General features: G+C 44.4%; 14 protein-coding genes. 3 read left to right on the top strand and 11 right to left on the bottom strand.

Annotation, left to right across the window (positions count from 1 at the left end):
• Position 1: 1 nt before the first annotated feature.
• The 10 genes from flgK to AC3EBE_RS08355 form a co-directional block, all read right to left on the bottom strand.
• Entirely contained in the window at positions 2–1,567 is a 1,566-nt protein-coding gene (gene flgK, locus AC3EBE_RS08400; protein WP_488594569.1) for a flagellar hook-associated protein FlgK, read from the bottom strand.
• Positions 1,568–1,591: 24 nt separating this feature from the next.
• On the bottom strand, positions 1,592–2,041 hold the full coding sequence (locus AC3EBE_RS08395; protein WP_488594568.1) for a flagellar protein FlgN: 450 nt from the start codon (positions 2,039–2,041) through the stop codon (positions 1,592–1,594).
• 15 nt (positions 2,042–2,056) lie between these two features.
• Positions 2,057–2,320, bottom strand: a complete 264-nt coding sequence (gene flgM, locus AC3EBE_RS08390; protein ID WP_488594567.1) for a flagellar biosynthesis anti-sigma factor FlgM — start codon at positions 2,318–2,320, stop codon at positions 2,057–2,059.
• A 101-nt stretch (positions 2,321–2,421) separates the two neighbouring features.
• A complete protein-coding gene (locus tag AC3EBE_RS08385) occupies positions 2,422–2,823 on the bottom strand; it encodes a TIGR03826 family flagellar region protein (protein ID WP_488594566.1) in 402 nt (133 codons plus the stop codon).
• A gap of 34 nt (positions 2,824–2,857) precedes the next feature.
• Positions 2,858–3,577: a ComFC family protein gene (locus AC3EBE_RS08380; RefSeq protein WP_488594565.1), complete on the bottom strand. Its 720-nt coding sequence runs from the start codon at positions 3,575–3,577 to the stop codon at positions 2,858–2,860.
• Complete coding sequence (locus AC3EBE_RS08375) at positions 3,555–5,066, bottom strand: ATP-dependent helicase ComFA (RefSeq protein ID WP_488594564.1); 1,512 nt, start codon at positions 5,064–5,066, stop codon at positions 3,555–3,557. Before AC3EBE_RS08375 ends, AC3EBE_RS08380 begins: the two co-directional genes overlap by 23 nt.
• Positions 5,067–5,328: 262 nt before the next feature.
• Positions 5,329–6,168 (bottom strand): DegV family protein, encoded by an 840-nt coding sequence (locus AC3EBE_RS08370; RefSeq protein WP_488594563.1) that lies wholly within the window; start codon positions 6,166–6,168, stop codon positions 5,329–5,331.
• 179 nt (positions 6,169–6,347) lie between these two features.
• Positions 6,348–6,509, bottom strand: a complete 162-nt coding sequence (sda, locus tag AC3EBE_RS08365; RefSeq protein WP_488594562.1) for a sporulation histidine kinase inhibitor Sda — start codon at positions 6,507–6,509, stop codon at positions 6,348–6,350.
• 278 nt (positions 6,510–6,787) lie between these two features.
• Complete coding sequence (locus AC3EBE_RS08360; RefSeq protein ID WP_488594561.1) at positions 6,788–7,471, bottom strand: response regulator; 684 nt, start codon at positions 7,469–7,471, stop codon at positions 6,788–6,790.
• An 81-nt stretch (positions 7,472–7,552) separates the two neighbouring features.
• The gene (locus AC3EBE_RS08355; RefSeq protein WP_488594560.1) at positions 7,553–8,695 is read right to left on the bottom strand and encodes a sensor histidine kinase; all 1,143 of its coding nucleotides are present in this window, start codon (positions 8,693–8,695) and stop codon (positions 7,553–7,555) included.
• Between the two features lie 421 nt (positions 8,696–9,116).
• On the opposite strand from AC3EBE_RS08355, the gene AC3EBE_RS08350 reads away from it, so the two are divergent.
• Both AC3EBE_RS08350 and AC3EBE_RS08345 read left to right on the top strand, forming a co-directional pair.
• Positions 9,117–9,749: a YigZ family protein gene (locus AC3EBE_RS08350; protein ID WP_488594559.1), complete on the top strand. Its 633-nt coding sequence runs from the start codon at positions 9,117–9,119 to the stop codon at positions 9,747–9,749.
• 151 nt (positions 9,750–9,900) lie between these two features.
• Complete coding sequence (locus tag AC3EBE_RS08345) at positions 9,901–10,950, top strand: LCP family protein (protein WP_488594558.1); 1,050 nt, start codon at positions 9,901–9,903, stop codon at positions 10,948–10,950.
• A gap of 1,003 nt (positions 10,951–11,953) precedes the next feature.
• Here the strand turns inward: AC3EBE_RS08345 and AC3EBE_RS08340 are convergent.
• A complete protein-coding gene (locus AC3EBE_RS08340) occupies positions 11,954–13,012 on the bottom strand; it encodes a glycosyltransferase family 4 protein (protein ID WP_488594557.1) in 1,059 nt (352 codons plus the stop codon).
• A 468-nt stretch (positions 13,013–13,480) separates the two neighbouring features.
• Between AC3EBE_RS08340 and secA2 the strand changes: the two genes are divergently transcribed.
• Entirely contained in the window at positions 13,481–15,838 is a 2,358-nt protein-coding gene (gene secA2 / locus AC3EBE_RS08335; protein ID WP_488594556.1) for an accessory Sec system translocase SecA2, read from the top strand.
• Positions 15,839–15,841 lie beyond the last annotated feature (3 nt).

Below are 15,841 nucleotides of genomic sequence, written 5' to 3'. Positions count from 1 at the left end.
CCTACCTTCCGCCGGTTCCCATGCCGTTGATGATTTTGTCCAGAAGCTCGTCCTGGAGGGAAATCATTCTAGCCGATGCATTATAGGCATGCTGGAATTGGATCATGTTTGTCATTTCTTCATCTAAAGAAACAGTGCTTACTGATTCACGTTTATTTTGGACAGCAAGCTGCAGCGCTTCACTATTTAAAGTCATCCGGTTTGCTTCCTGTGCCTGTACAGCCATCCCGCCGATTACGCCTTCATAGTAATTGCGGAAATCAGCTGTCTCCGAGCTGCCATCATAGCTCAATGGTTTAGTCAGGACATTTGCCAGGTTTAACACGTTTGAACCGTCACCAAGAGTTGCTTTTGTCAGGTCATCTCCAGAAGCAGTTGCGATATTGTCAAGGCTCGCAAGGATTTTATTATCCACTGTCATCCTGCCGGCGAAGCCTTCAAGGTTGCCGATTGGCGCAGAATCTTTATCCGCAAAAAAGGATATTTCTTCTGATTTTGGCCCAGTTCCATCAGTACCCTTAATTTCATTCGGGCTAAAGCCTGTTTTATGCACATCATTGAACGCATTTGCAAACGTAAACGCAAGGTTGTCCAGCTCTTTTAGCATATCAGCATAAATGCCGGATACTTCCCCTTTATCATTTTTATAAGCAAAGGCTTCTACAAGCCCTTTCAGCTTGCCTCGGGACTGCAGGTCATTAAACGAGATCTCTGTATTGCCCACTTTAATGCTTTCTACAGCATTATCTGCATCTTTATTGATGGAAATTTCACTAAAGCTTCCCTTCCCGACAAGGATGGCATGCTGCTTGCCTGTATCGCTTACAAGCTTGACGATGGCTTTGCCTTCAGCTCCAGAATGGGCATTTCCACCCGGTTCTGCATATTCCACTTTAATATTTATAATAGAAGATAGTTCATCGATCAGCCTGTCGCGCTCATCGTATAGGTCGTTCGGCAAATATCCGTGCGGCTCAACGTCACCAATCTGCTCATTCAGGCCATTGATTTGCTTTACAAGGGAATTTACCTTGTTGACAGTGACATTAATTTCATTGCCAATGTCTTTCTGTACCGCAACCAGCGAATTGTGCAGATAATTGAAGGTTTCGGCTACCGCGATTCCGCGCTGGCGGACAACTGATTTTGCACCTTCATTGCTTGGATTAACGGCTAAATCCTGAAGCGCCTGCCAGAATTGATCCATTGTATTGGACAATCCAGAATCAGACGGCTCATTCATGATCTGTTCCAGTTTTTGATACGCTTCTGCCTTTGAGGATGAATACCCAAGCTTATTCGTTTCATTCCGGTACTGGACATCAAGGAAGCCTTCACGTATGCGCTGAACGGCATCCGCTTTTACCCCAGTGCCAACCTGGCCCGGAATATTCGGCCTGTTCATCGCTGCTGACGGATAGGGCTCCGTCTGGGCAAAATTTACACGTTGCCTTGTGTAGCCCGGTGTATTGGCATTGGCAATATTATGTCCGGTCGTATGTAAAGCGGATTGCTGCGTGAACATTCCGCGCCTTGCTGTTTCTAATCCCATAAAGGTCGAACGCATTTATTAGTTCCTCCAGTAAAAAAATTACGCTTTTGAATTGAACAGACCCCTGCCTGCAGGAGCCGGCTCACTTTTTCCGTAATTGAAGTCTTCTTGTGGCGGAGTGACCAGGCTCATCGAAAAAGAGATGAATTTCAGCGACTGGGTAATCAGCCCTTGATTCAATTCATTCTGCTTTTGGATCTTTTCAATGACACCCTGCAGTTCCTTGCTGATTTCAGTTAAAGTCTCCCGATCTTGATCAGCCAATTCCACGAGCAGCTCACTTAATATCTTATCCCCTGCAATCCTGCGCCGCTCTGCTTCCAGCTTCTCAATCGCAAAAATATGCGTCTGCTCTTCCTTCAACAGTTCAGTCAAAGCCGGCACATCTTCCGCTTCCAGTATTGCTGTCTTTCTAAACACCAGCTCGAGCAGGCTTTTGTGCAGCTTCAGAAGCTTGGCCATGCTATCAATAAGGTGATTGATGCTCATGATTGTCCCCCGGCCTTATTTTTTGGAATAGAAATCGGCGATGCTTTTCGCTATTTCCTGAGGATTCGGCTTGTAAGTACCGCTCTGCACCTGGTTTTTCAGCTCTTCCACCTTTTTCGCGCGCAGCTGTTCCACTTCTGAACCTTGCTGCATCGCTTTTGCAGTCGAAGAAATCTCGACCTTATCAACTGGTTTTTCAGCCTTTTTCAATTCTTCCATTTTATTGATTTGACGGTTGTATGGATTAATTCTGTGTGTTCCAAAATTATTGATTTTCATTTATACCCCTCGCTTTCGAAAGTTCAGGATTCTATATCCTTATTATCGGACATAACCCTGTTAACTTTAGTGATAATGTAAAATCACGACTTTGGTCATATTTAATTTCTTGTAAAATAAGTGCCTTTATGGCTACTCATCTTTTGTTTGAATTCTTCCTGTTTCTCGAATTCCTTTAAATCATTTCTGATCTCACCAGCACAGCTTTCACAAAGCCTGCCAGTTCGGATGATCGCTCCACATTTGTCACATGGATAGCCCAAATTCGGAAATTGCGTGATCTGAAGCTTGCCATTTTTTATGAATTTGAGGATTAACACCTCAGGTATCCCAGTTGCTTCTACGACTTGCAGCATTGTGGCGGCACGATTCTCCCGCTTCCTCATATATTTAGAGACAGTATCATATGCCGCTTCTTCTTCACGCCAGCACTTCTCGCACACATCACGGAATTTACTTTTTATATAGATTTCGCCGCATTCTGGGCAATTAGAAAGATCCATGATCCTTCCTCCTTCAATTTTATCTCAATATGTATCAACGCGCCAAAGTTAACGAATGCACTTTAGCCGCTCCATTTTCTTTTAAAAGCTTCGCCGCATGCCGCAGCGTTGAGCCTGTAGTATATATATCGTCAACAAGCAAAATTGTTTTACTGGTTAAATCCATCTCCGTTTCCAATTTAAATACCTGCTCAAGATGGATTCGTTCATGACAGGATTTTTTTGACTGTTTTTCTGTATGGATTCTTGTCAATAAATGAGTCGGCTCAAACCCTGCGGTCCTGATGATTGCCTCTGCCTGGTTGAAGCCCCGTTCATACAGCCGTTCATCGCTTAAAGGAATCGGAACGATTAAATCATAGTGCAAACGTTGCAATATACCACGAAAATCCCTTGCAAAAACATCGGCAAGCACATAATCCCCGCGAAATTTAAATCTCGCAATCGTTTCCTTTGTAAAATCGTCATAGTTATACAAGGAGATATTTTTGTCCAGGCTCCCAACCCATTCATCGTCCTGCTCCCAACGCCTGCAATCAAAGCAAATACTTCCTATTCGATATTCAGAATCCAAGTTCGCAAATGGCCGGGAGCAAACAGAGCAGGTTTCCCCCTCAATCGGCATCAGCTTTTCCTCACACTCACTACAAATCCTGACTGGTTCCGCCTTCCCAAAAATACTTCCCCATGAAACATCAGGTTCCATCTCCACATGACAAAGCAAACAGCGCTCACCCTTCCACAGATTCATCATCAATCAATCCTTTCCTGATTCCCTCTCTGTTCATCATTAGGATTTGCTTGCGGGCGCGCATCATCGCTTCAGTTTTTCCATAATGAAAAAACACCACATCACCCGTTGGGAATTCAGCGCTTCTCCCGGCACGGCCGGCAATCTGCACGAGGGCGCTTTCGGTAAAAACACCATCCTCCGAGCCGATTACCGCAACATCAATATTCGGAAACGTAACACCACGCTCCAAAATAGTCGTCGTAATCAGAATCGGTATTTCCTTATTTCTCATTTTCATGACCTTTTCTTTCCGGTCAGGATCCTGAGCGTGCACGGATTCAATTAGTGGATTCACTTCTTGAAGTATCGGGAGGATTTTTTCCATTGAGGATATTTTAGGGGCAAATAATAATGCCTGCTTTCCAGCTGACAGCCTTGCTTCAACCCACTTCATCACGGGAGCAGGGAGCTTTCCTTTTGTAAGCTTTTTCTCCCACTTGCCTGACCATACAAATCTCGGAACAGGGAGCGGACGGCGATGGAATCGGGCGGGAATGGTGACATGATCTCTTTTGCCAAGCCTGCATTCGCGCTGCCATTTCCGGCTTGGTGTAGCAGTCAGGAAGATAAATGCTGATCGTGTCTTCCTTGCTTGCTGGACCGCATACTGCAGTGTTTCATCAATTGAATATGGAAATGCATCAACTTCATCGACAATCATGACATCAAACGCCTGGTAAAAGCGCAGCAGCTGGTGGGTTGTCGCAATTGTCAGTTGTGCATATTCATGGCGGTCCTCGCTCCCGCCGTATAAAGAGGCAATTTTCACATGGGGAAATACCTTTTTCAATCGGGGTGTCAGTTCAAGAACCACATCGGTTCGCGGTGTGGCCAGACAAACCCGCTTTCCTGTGGATAGCGCCTCGGCAATCCCGGCAAAAAGCACCTCAGTTTTCCCGGCTCCGCAAACAGCCCAGACAAGCAGCTCGGAGGAAGCTTTAACAGCATCAGTAACGCGCTTGCTGGCATATTTTTGGCCTTCCGATAACTTCCCATCCCATTGAAGCGGGTGTTTATCCACAGGAAAACCAGGTTCTTCCCCAGCCCAGCTTATAAGAGGTGCACACCCGCTTATCCTGCCCATCATCAAACAGTTCCGGCAATACACGTCGGTCTCACCGCAGCGGGCACACGGAAATTCCGCAAACCAATCAGGATCTGTCGTCCCGCAACGTGAACATTTTAAACTGTGATTCTCCATCTCAATTCCTTTGCGGTAAACTAACTGCCCATTTTCGTAGTGCTCCTGAATTTCTTCAAATGTAAAAGGCAGATCATCAACCAATAATTGTTTCCCCGCCAGTAACTTTTGTAGTTCAGGATTAGTAGAAAAAGAAGGATTTGTGGATAAGTGAGGAATAGCGGTAATTTTCCACAGTGGTTTTGAATGCTCATCAAATGCAGCTTTTGTTCTGGGGATCAATTTGCCACTTTCTAACATAAACCTCATAGTTAATCACACCTCTTGTGGATTTTTATGTGGATAATTTGTTATTTCTGTGGATTATGTGGGTTATTTTGTTGATAACATACTAAATGTGTGTAAAAAGAGGATGGTAACGGTTACTGGCTGTGGATAAATGGATTTCAAGGAATTATCTTTGTGAATAAGCAGGCTTGTTTGTTGATAAGCTGGATATTCTGTGGACAACCTGGGGTTAATTGTGGGGCGCCATTCCAGACGGATCGGAAATGGCGCTGTAAGCTGTTGATTATTTTTTGTACCAGCCCATGCCCATAGAACCTTCACCGAGATGGGTTCCGATTACAGGGCCGAAATAGCTGATCATGAATTCGACATTCGGGAATTGTGCCTCAAGCTCACTTTTCCACTCGAGTGCCTCTGCTTCCCTGTTGGCATGAATGATGGCAGCAATGTACTTTTCACCGCTTGCGGAGTCTTCTGCCAAAAGCTCGACAACTCTATTCAAAGCCTTTTTGCGGGTGCGGACTTTTTCAAACGGGACGATCTTTTTGTCTTCAAAGTGAAGCAATGGCTTCACCTGCAGGATGCTTCCAATCAAGGCCTGGGCACCGGATAATCTGCCGCCGCGCTGCAGGTGGCTTAGATCGTCCACCATAAAGTAGGCCCTCACCGACTGCTTCATTTCCTCAAGGCGAGCGATGATTTCTTCGCCACTCTTGCCTTGTTCCGCCATCTCCGCTGCTTCCAAGGCATAAAAGCCCTGGACCATGCAGCTGATTTCAGAATCGAATGCGAATACTTTAATTCCTTCTGCCATTTCGCCGGCAGTTATTGCACCTTGATAGGTGCCGCTGATTCCGCTGGACAGATGGATGCTGACAACCTGGTCATAGTCTGCTGACAGTTTTTCAAAAAGCTCGACAAACTCGCCGATTGGCGGCTGGGATGTTGTTGGCAGCTCCCGGGTTTGTATTTTTTCATAAAACGCTTCTGCGCTGATATCTACTTCTTCTTGGCAGGTTTCCGTTCCAAAAATCACGGTTAACGGAATCATGTGGATATTCCATTTCTCTCGCAATTCTTTCGGGATGTACGCTGTACTATCCGTTACAACTGCAGTTCTCATAAAAAAGTTACCATCCTTATGTTTTCTCTACTTATGCTCACTCCCATTTTATACGAACATAATCTAAATTGCATTCTTTGCGAGAGTATTTTTCCGATCCGCTCGAGATAAAATTTTCCGTTACAGTTTTATGGCATTAAAAAACGCTGGCAATCGATTGCACAGCGTTACGTACTTTTTCAAGAAACACATAAACTGATCGTGTTTTCCAATCCTCTTGCGCTTAATTCTGATTCCAGCATTTCAATAAAGGTATCATCTAACTTCAATAGAGTAGCTTTATGGTAAGCTTCTATCAGTTTTTCATCCGTTAGTTCCCATAGAGAAGATATAATGACCACCCCTTTGCTGCTTATTGTTCTCTCATTATAGCTGATTTATTTAAGTTTTTGTAAATTCTCGGCGAGTTTTCTGTCGTATTTTTCCAACATTAAAAACTGTATTTCGACAAAAAACCACATTCGCCATTTCGACAAATGTGGTTTTTATTTTATCTTTGTTAAACTAAGTGTTGATTTTCGTTCCAGGCGCTTCGCTTTCCTCTGAAGGAGTCTGCGCGCCTCCCACTACAATCAACAGGTTTAAAAATCAATTCAGCTTTAACACATATTTTTAAAGTCTAGCGAACCTCAACCCAGCCGTTCTTGATTGCTACGACTACAGCCTGGGTACGGTCGTTAACATTCATCTTCTGCAGGATGTTGCTGACATGGTTCTTGACCGTCTTTTCACTGATGAATAATGCTTCGCCAATGCCTCTGTTGCTTTTTCCGTCAGCAAGGAGCTGAAGGACTTCGCATTCGCGGCGTGTCAGCAAATGAAGCGGGCGGCGGAGCTCCACCTTTGATATGTACTTATCAGATCCGCTCTCATCTGTGGACAATCGGCGGTATTCTTTTACAAGATTATGCGTGACGCGCGGATGCAGGTATGAACCGCCATCTGCGACAACCTTGACGGCTTCGATAAGCGCATCGGCATCCATTTCTTTTAAAAGATAGCCTGTTGCCCCTGTTTTAAGAGCATGCGTTACATAGTTTTCATCATCATGAATCGAAAGGATGATGACCTTAGACTCCGGGTATTTCTGGATGAGCTGGGAAGTTGCCTCTACACCGTTTATATTCGGCATGTTGATATCCATGATCACTACATCCGGCTGGTATTGTTCAACCAGCTCAACCGCTTCGCTGCCATCATCGCCTTCTGCCACTACTTCAAATGATGGTTCAAAATCAAGGATTCGTTTTACCCCTTCTCTGAAAAGTTGATGGTCGTCAATAATAACAATCTTGGTTGTCATACTTTCGCCTCCCCTACGGCTTCTATCTCTATTTTTTTAACTTGTTGGCAGCTAGCTGCGATGGATCGCTCATTTCGAGAGTTATAGATTCAGCGGAACCTGGATGATCACCAGGGTCCCTGCACCGATTTTCGAGTGGATATTCAGCTCGCCTTCAAGGAGCTCAACTCGTTCTCTGATTCCCAGAAGCCCAAAAGACTCAGGTTTCTTTTCATTGACATCAAAGCCCTGTCCATCATCCTTGATGACTGCCATGACAAGATCCCTTTTGATATCAAGCTTTACCTGGATCGTGCCTGCGTTCGCATGCTTAAGTGCATTTTGCACCGACTCCTGTATCATCCGGAACAATGCGACTTCATACTTCGCTTGCAGTCTCCTGTCCTCTCCCATATTTGTGAATTGGATTCTGGTTGTCTTATGATACTCTTCGATTGTCTGCAAATATTTTTTGAGGGTAGGAACCAGGCCTAAATCGTCAAGAGCCATTGGCCTTAAATCGTAAATGATTCTTCGGACCTCATATAATGCAGACCGGACCATTTTTTTCATATTGCGAATTTCAATTATTGCCTCGCTGGCACTTCGCTCTTTATAAATTTTTTCAATCAGGTCGGAACGCATCATGACATTCGCCAGCATCTGTGCCGGGCCATCATGGATTTCCCGGGATAGCCTTTTCCGCTCGTCCTCCTGGGCTTCAATGATCTTAAGGCCAAAATCCTGCTTCTGCTTCGCCGTTTCCAGTGCTTCACCCATTTGCCTGATATCGCTCATCAAATAATTCATGACAACGGTTATTTGCGAAACAAGATGGTCTGCCCGTTCGATCGTTTCATTCAAGCCAAGAAGCCGGCGCTCCAGGTCATCGCGTTTTTCACGAAGCTGCTTTTCAGCCTGTCTGTTCAATGTCAGATCCATTTGCAGCTTGTGTGCGACTTCATAGGCTTCGCGTACCTGGGCTTCCGTATAATCTTTGAAGTGCTTGCTTACCTCGGACAGCCGTTTCCTCGCTGCCCTTACCTGCGTGTCCAGGAAGTCGCCTTCATTGATCGTTTGCGCGACCTTTCGTTTTATATCTTGTAATTCTTCGGTGATTGATTCAAAATCAGACCGGCATTCTTCGCCGATCCGGAAGATTTCATCCTTGCTTTCCCCAACCGTCTCAATCATTTTCTCGAGAATCTGATCAAGCGATTTTGAATCAAAGGTTTTAATCGCCATGTAAAAACTCCCCCAAGGGTGGCACTAAAGATATTTTAGCTCTAAACACGAATTGTTACTAATTTCAACAAGAAAATCATGCCAATTTTCGCGAAAATCATTCCAAAGACGCAGGTTTGATTTTTCATTCTAAGTCTTATATCCTATTATTCTAGGAGTTAAACGCCATTTTTAAAATAAAAACATTTTTCCAAAAACGTTTGGCAGACTCCATTCAACCTGGTCGGACCACTCATTATTATAACATTCAAACACAATTACTGTATTAAAGTTATATTACAATCATAAGACAACAATTGTCCCATGAATCTCGGAAACTTATAATGAATTGTAGCATTAAAAATGCCCATCGAAAACAAGTACTGCGTCCAAATGACCATAGAGACTATTGGGAAATTTTTGATAGAAGGGACGAGCGAGCTTGCTGCCAAAATACTATACAGTAAAAGGTTACGGCGAACATGAAATCGAGATTCAGAAATCCCGTTTCATTGCATATATAAATAGGGTGGAATCAGAGGAAGAAGCACAGGAATTCATCCAGAAGATCAAGAAGCAGAACTGGAACGCCAACCACAATTGCTCCGCTTATATGATTGGCGAGAATGACCATATCCAGAAAGCCAATGATGACGGCGAGCCAAGCGGTACTGCAGGAGTACCGATGCTTGAGGTGCTGAAAAAGAAGCATCTTAAGGACACGGTCGTTGTCATCACCCGCTATTTTGGCGGAATCAAGCTGGGAGCCGGCGGATTGATCCGCGCTTATGGTAAAGCGACATCAGAAGGATTGGCAGCTGTCGGTATCGTTGAACGCAAACTAATGAGGATTATGCATACAACAATTGACTACACCTGGCTTGGAAAAATTGAGAACGAGCTCCGCGGTTCGATTTACCAGCTGAAAGAAATTCATTATCTTGATAAGGTGGAAATCGAGACATTCGTCGAGGAAGCCCAGACAGAAGCTTTCAAAGAGTGGATGATCGAGCAGACAAGCGGGCAATGTGAATTGCGTGATGGTGACATGCAGTATTTGGAGGAATTGGTGTAGGTAAATGCGCTTTTGAGTCCCTGTCACTGGAAAAATATAGCGCTGAAACACGTTAGTAATAAAAAATTCATTTTACGAAATACGTGAAAAATTGTAAAATAAAACTTGGCTTTCAAAATTCGTCTTATTTTTACAAAAAAGGAGCTCTTATATGCTTGTTGATAGACGTTCAGATCAAAGGAAACGCAAAAAACGGAGAAGAATTCTTTCCGTTGTCATGTTTGTCATTGTCTTTTTTGCCCTGACTGCCGGCGGTTATGGCGCATTTTTATATAATAAAGCACAATCTGTAATTGATGATTCCTATAAACCGCTGGATCGCCAGTCAGACAAACGGGAAAAAGCGGTTAATCCCGATATTGATAATATCTCGATCCTGTTCGTCGGCATCGATGACAGCGAGTCACGCAATTTTGAAGACGCATCAAGAACCGATGCGCTGATGCTTGCTACTTTGAATGAAAAAGAAAAGTCAATTAAATTGCTGAGCATCCCGCGCGATTCATATGTATACATCCCTAGCAAAGGGTTTAAAACGAAAATTAACCATGCATATGGCAAGGGCGGAATCACTTCAACAATCGAGACAGTCGAAAACACACTTGATGTTCCTGTTGATTATTATGTACAAATGAACTTCGATGCATTCATTGACGTCGTTGACGCATTGGATGGCATCAAAGTGGACGTACCTTATGAATTGCACGAGAAGAACTCAAAAGACAAGACTGGAGCTATCTACCTTAAGCCAGGACTTCAGACACTGGATGGAGAACAAGCTTTGGCACTTGCAAGGACTCGAAAACAGGATAATGATATCGAACGCGGCAAACGTCAGCAGGAAATTTTAAAAGCGATCATGAAAAAAGCAGCCTCCGCAAAATCCATCACGAAGTATTCAGATGTAATGGAAGCAGTCGGCGACAACATGCGTACTGACCTCAGCTTCAGCGAAATGAAGGCATTGATCGATTATGCAACTGCAGGCTCAAGCCTGAATGTAGAAACTATGTCCCTGCAGGGTTCTGACTCCATGATTGACGGCGTGTACTACTACCAGCTGGATGAAGAAGCATTGCAGCAAACCATCCTTGATTTAAAAGACCATTTAAAGGTCGGCAGCTCAAGCAGTGATGACGAGCACCATCTTGCTGACAGCCTGAAGGATGAAGACGACTCTTACATTTACGAAGAAGAATAAGTATGTATTAGGACAGCTCCTGGTGGGGCTGTCCTTTTTTGTTTCTCGGGTGCTTGGTGTGTGTGTGTGTGTGTGATAGTTGTGATGGTTTGGCCTTTGTTTTATGTTTAACCGGATTCTTATGGAGTGAAACTTTTTGTTTGTAGTTAATTTGGATTATTTTTGGAAGTTTGAGGGGCGAGGAAGTTGGTGTGGCGTTTTGTTGTTAGGGGTTTGCTGGGGTAACGGTGTCGATATTTTTGTGATTAGTCTTGAATCCCCCGCTCATTGCAATTCATGTATGCTTTTTCCTGTTGAACTGTATTGAGAGCCACGCCCATTGCAGTTCGCGGACGCTTTTTCAAGTTAACTGCATCGAGAGGCACGCCCCTTGCAGTTCGTGGACTCTTTTTCATGTTGTACTGCATCGAGAGCTCCATTCATTGCAGTTCGCGGACGCTTCTTCAAGGTGAACTGCATCGAGAGCCTCGCCCATTGCAGTTCGCGGACTCTTTTTCAAGGTGAACTGCATCGAGAGCCACGCTCATTGCAGTTCGTGAACGCTTCTTCAAGTTGAACTGCATCGAGAGTCTCGCTCTACTTTTCGGGTTATACTGTATTGAGGGTCTCGCTTATTGCAGTTTCACTTTTCTCGGTTGAATTGTTCTAATAAACAATCTTATGACAATTTCAAATCCGCTTTTTTCATGTTGAATTATTCTAATGGCCCTTTTTTTGAGCAATCCAAGCTCCTATTTCCTTAAATCTTACTCATTATCCTCCCGAACCTCTAGTACCTCCCCTCTGTAGAAGATAAAACCAGCTCACATCGCGCTGTGTTTTATTATATCGACGAATCCGGCATACTTATCGACGAAAAATAAATTATATCGACGAATTCACTCTACTTATCGACGATTTTTCAATTATATCGACGAATTGGTAATTCAAGCTGATTTTTTCCAGTTACAAATAACACAAAAAGAACCGCCCCCATTCATCCCAGGAGCGGTTCATAACTTATTTATCTGTCTTTAGCTGTAGAATAACGTCCTCGCAGGAACTTAAGCAGTGGGCGTCTGTTCTTGCCCATGAGCCCGATGCTTTCTGCAAGCACTTCAATCAGGATCAGCAGGCCTCCTATTACAAGGAAGGATCCCCATACTTTTGCCTGTGAGAAGATGACGGCTGTCAGGCCGAAGAATGCAGCCATTGCGTAAATCAGGATGACTGTCTGGCGGTGTGAGTAGCCAATTCTCAGCAAGCAGTGGTGCAAATGCGATTTATCTGGTGCCGATAATGGCTGTTTGTTAACAAACCTGCGAATTATCGCAAAAAATGTATCAGAAATCGGTACTCCGAGGATAATAACAGGAACGATGAGTGAAATCACTGTTACGTTCTTGAATCCGAGCAGTGAAAGCACTGCGATGATATATCCAAGGAACAATGCCCCTGTGTCACCCATGAAGATTTTCGCTGGGTGGAAGTTGTAAAACAGGAAGCCGAGTGTGCTCGCAAGCAATACGGATGCGATTGCGACTACGTAGAAGTTGCCCATGATCAAGGCCATGAAAGCAATCGTAATCAAGGCGATCGATGAAACTCCGGCAGCCAATCCGTCAAGGCCGTCGATCAGGTTGATGGCATTTGTGATCCCGACAATCCAGAGGATCGTCAATGGAATGCTGAAGTATCCGAATTCGATCATCCCGCCGAATGGAAGGTTGATGAAGGAAACAAGGACATCTCCCCAGATGACAACTACGGCTGCAGCAGCCAATTGGCCAGCAAGCTTAATTTTTGCGGAAAGTTCGAATAGATCATCAAAGATTCCGGTTAAAATAATGATCAAGCTGCCGATTACCAATGGCCAGTGGGTTTCGCTGCTTGGCTGGAGAACCAGCAGACCAACGATGAAGCTGATATATATTGCAAGGCCTCCGAGACGAGGCATGATTTTTTGGTGTACCTTGCGCTGATTCGGTTTATCAGTTGCGCCAATTTTAATGGCGAATTTTTTTACAAGCGGTGTGATCAATATGGAGGTAATAAAACAAATGAACATTGTCACATAAATCATGTTGGTCCTCCTTAATAAATAGCATAACCAATGCGGCTCTATTTTGAACATCTAATTGATGACTTTTTCGTTATTAATTAACAGTTGGCTAAGGTTACGGATTGATTTTACAGCCTGGTTTCCTGAGCAGCTGCTCAGATTACCACAAAATGCATTATAGCATAAGTAATGAATCTCCGAAATACCTAATATATGATTATATCGACAAATATCTCCATTGTACTAGATTTATTTTCCCGTTTTGCGGCAATGCAAACGCGGAGCCGACGGAAAATCAGCTCACTTATACTTTTCGGATATAACGGCAGGATTTCGCGGGTATCTTGCTCAATCGATAATATAGACGAAGGTATTCCATGAAAAGTTACCTAGATTACTAGAAAAATTTGTCACCCCTGCAAAACATATTATTATAAGGAAATAAATGATATACTAGTAAACGAATTTGTATAAGGGAGCGTTAATGGAATGCTGTCGATGCTAAAGAAGAAATTTGGCGATTCAAACGAGAAACGCCTCAAAAAATATAGAAATCTGGTAGAACAGATCAATCAATTAGAATCCGAGATTGAAAAGCTTTCCGATGAACAGCTGAAAAATAAAACGATTTATTTTAAAGAGCAGCTTGCCAGTGGAAAGACAGTCGATGACATCAAGGTTGAAGCGTTCGCTGTTGTCCGCGAAGCTTCAAAGCGGGTGCTCGGCCTGCGCCACTATGATGTACAGCTGATCGGCGGCCTTGTGCTGAATGATGGCAGTATCGCTGAAATGCCGACTGGTGAAGGAAAAACACTTGTCGCTTCCCTGCCGAGCTATTTGCGTGCGCTTGAAGGCAAGGGCGTTCATGTTATCACAGTCAATGATTACCTGGCAACACGTGACCGTAACCAGATCGGGAAGATCCATGAGTTCCTTGGATTGACAGTTGGGCTGAATATCCCAATGATCGAGGCGCATGAGAAACAGCAGGCCTATCAGGCGGATATTACATATGGAATCGGCACTGAATTCGGCTTTGATTACCTGCGTGATAATATGGTTGGAAGCGTTGCACAGCGCGTCCAGCGGCCATATCACTTCGCGATCATCGACGAAATTGACAGTGTGCTGATTGACGAAGCCAAAACGCCGCTGATCATCGCCGGTAAAATGGAATCAAGTGCAGACCTGCATTATATTGCAGCCCGTTTGGCAAAGCGCTTTATCAAAGATGTCGATTATAATTTCGATGATGAAACTAAGGCGACAAGCCTGACCGACACTGGGATCAATAAAGTAGAAAAAGCTTTTGGTGTCGATAATCTGTATGATCTGGAGCACCAGACACTTTATCACTATATGATTCAGGCTGTCCGTGCCCATGTCATGTTTGAGCGCGATGTCGATTATATCGTCAAGGAAGGAAAAATCCTGCTTGTCGATATGTTCACCGGCCGAATCATGGAGGGCCGCACGATGTCCGATGGCCTTCACCAGGCTTTGGAAGCAAAAGAAGGCGTTGAGGTTACTGAGGAAAATAAGACCCAGGCTTCAGTCACCATCCAAAACTATTTCCGCATGTACCCGATGATGTCAGGGATGACTGGTACAGCGAAAACGGAAGAAAGCGAATTCCGCCAGGTGTATGGAATGGAAGTCATCCAGATTCCTACAAACAGGCCGGTTATTCGCGAGGACCTTGAAGATAAAGTCTTCGAAACGAAAGACCAAAAATATCAGGCTGTTACCAGAGAGGTAAAGGAACGCCATGCCAAAGGACAGCCTGTCCTGATTGGCACGACCTCGATCCTTCAGTCGGAAAAGGTTGCAGAATATCTGTCAAAAGAAAATCTGCAGTTTGAGCTTTTGAATGCGAAGACGGTGGAACAGGAAGTCCGCTTGATTTCTCAGGCTGGACAGCGCGGCCGGATTACGATCGCCACCAATATGGCAGGCCGCGGAACTGATATCCTCCTCGGTGAAGGAGTTGCCGATTTAGGCGGCCTCCATGTAATCGGTACGGAGAGGCATGAAAGCAGGCGCGTCGATAATCAGCTGAAAGGCCGTGCCGGACGACAGGGCGACCCTGGTTCTTCTCAATTTTTCATCTCGGTTGAGGATGATATGTTCAGGCGCTTTGCCCAGGAAGACCTTGAAAAGCTCAAGCCGACTCTTGAAACCGATGGAACCGGGCTTATCCAAAATAAAAAAATCAGCGAGTTCGTTAACCGTACTCAGCGGATCGTTGAGGGTGCGAATTTCTCAATGCGCGAGTACAATCTTAAACTCGATGACGTCATTAACGAACAGCGAAATGTCATTTACACCCTTCGCAATCGGGTGCTTGTAGAGGAAAATCAGCTTTCGATTATTTTGCCTCTATTGGATAAGACTGTAGATCATTTGCTTGATCAGTATTGCCTTGATGATGAAATTCCGGAAAATTGGCCGGTGAAGGAACTGAAGGCTGAGTTTGATCAATTCCTCCCTGGCGCGGAGATCGACTTCCCTACTGAGGACTTTGACCGCAAGGACCTCGAGAAATTACTTGCAGAACGCACAGCAAAATTCAGGGAAAAAGCAGACTCTGTCAGCAATAATCAACAGCTGCAGGCTGCATTAAAAGGCTCTAATACTTTCGTCATCGACAGGAATTGGATCAGGCATCTTGAAAATATGAGCAGGCTAAAAGAAGGCATCGGAATGCGCCATTACCAGCAGGAAGACCCGATGCGCCTATATCAAAAAGAAGGACTCGAGCTTTTTGAAATGGCCTACTATAAGATTTCCAAAGAAATTTGCATCCAGACTGCACAGCTCATGGTCGTAGCCGAAACCCAGGAATAGAAA

Source organism: Mesobacillus sp. (genome assembly GCF_057785455.1).
The sequence above is the reverse complement of the archived record's forward strand: the minus strand, read 5'-3'. Positions and strand labels throughout refer to the sequence as shown.

Excerpts from the sequence above, each read along its gene's own strand:
- flgK (WP_488594569.1), bottom strand. The coding sequence starts at position 1,567 with ATGCGTTCGACCTTTATGGGATTAGAAACAGCAAGGCGCGGAATGTTC.
- AC3EBE_RS08395 (WP_488594568.1), bottom strand. The coding sequence starts at position 2,041 with ATGAGCATCAATCACCTTATTGATAGCATGGCCAAGCTTCTGAAGCTG.
- flgM (WP_488594567.1), bottom strand. The coding sequence starts at position 2,320 with ATGAAAATCAATAATTTTGGAACACACAGAATTAATCCATACAACCGT.
- AC3EBE_RS08385 (WP_488594566.1), bottom strand. The coding sequence starts at position 2,823 with ATGGATCTTTCTAATTGCCCAGAATGCGGCGAAATCTATATAAAAAGT.
- AC3EBE_RS08380 (WP_488594565.1), bottom strand. The coding sequence starts at position 3,577 with ATGATGAATCTGTGGAAGGGTGAGCGCTGTTTGCTTTGTCATGTGGAG.
- AC3EBE_RS08375 (WP_488594564.1), bottom strand. The coding sequence starts at position 5,066 with ATGAGGTTTATGTTAGAAAGTGGCAAATTGATCCCCAGAACAAAAGCT.
- AC3EBE_RS08370 (WP_488594563.1), bottom strand. The coding sequence starts at position 6,168 with ATGAGAACTGCAGTTGTAACGGATAGTACAGCGTACATCCCGAAAGAA.
- AC3EBE_RS08360 (WP_488594561.1), bottom strand. The coding sequence starts at position 7,471 with ATGACAACCAAGATTGTTATTATTGACGACCATCAACTTTTCAGAGAA.
- AC3EBE_RS08355 (WP_488594560.1), bottom strand. The coding sequence starts at position 8,695 with ATGGCGATTAAAACCTTTGATTCAAAATCGCTTGATCAGATTCTCGAG.
- AC3EBE_RS08345 (WP_488594558.1), top strand. The coding sequence starts at position 9,901 with ATGCTTGTTGATAGACGTTCAGATCAAAGGAAACGCAAAAAACGGAGA.
- AC3EBE_RS08340 (WP_488594557.1), bottom strand. The coding sequence starts at position 13,012 with ATGATTTATGTGACAATGTTCATTTGTTTTATTACCTCCATATTGATC.
- secA2 (WP_488594556.1), top strand. The coding sequence starts at position 13,481 with ATGCTGTCGATGCTAAAGAAGAAATTTGGCGATTCAAACGAGAAACGC.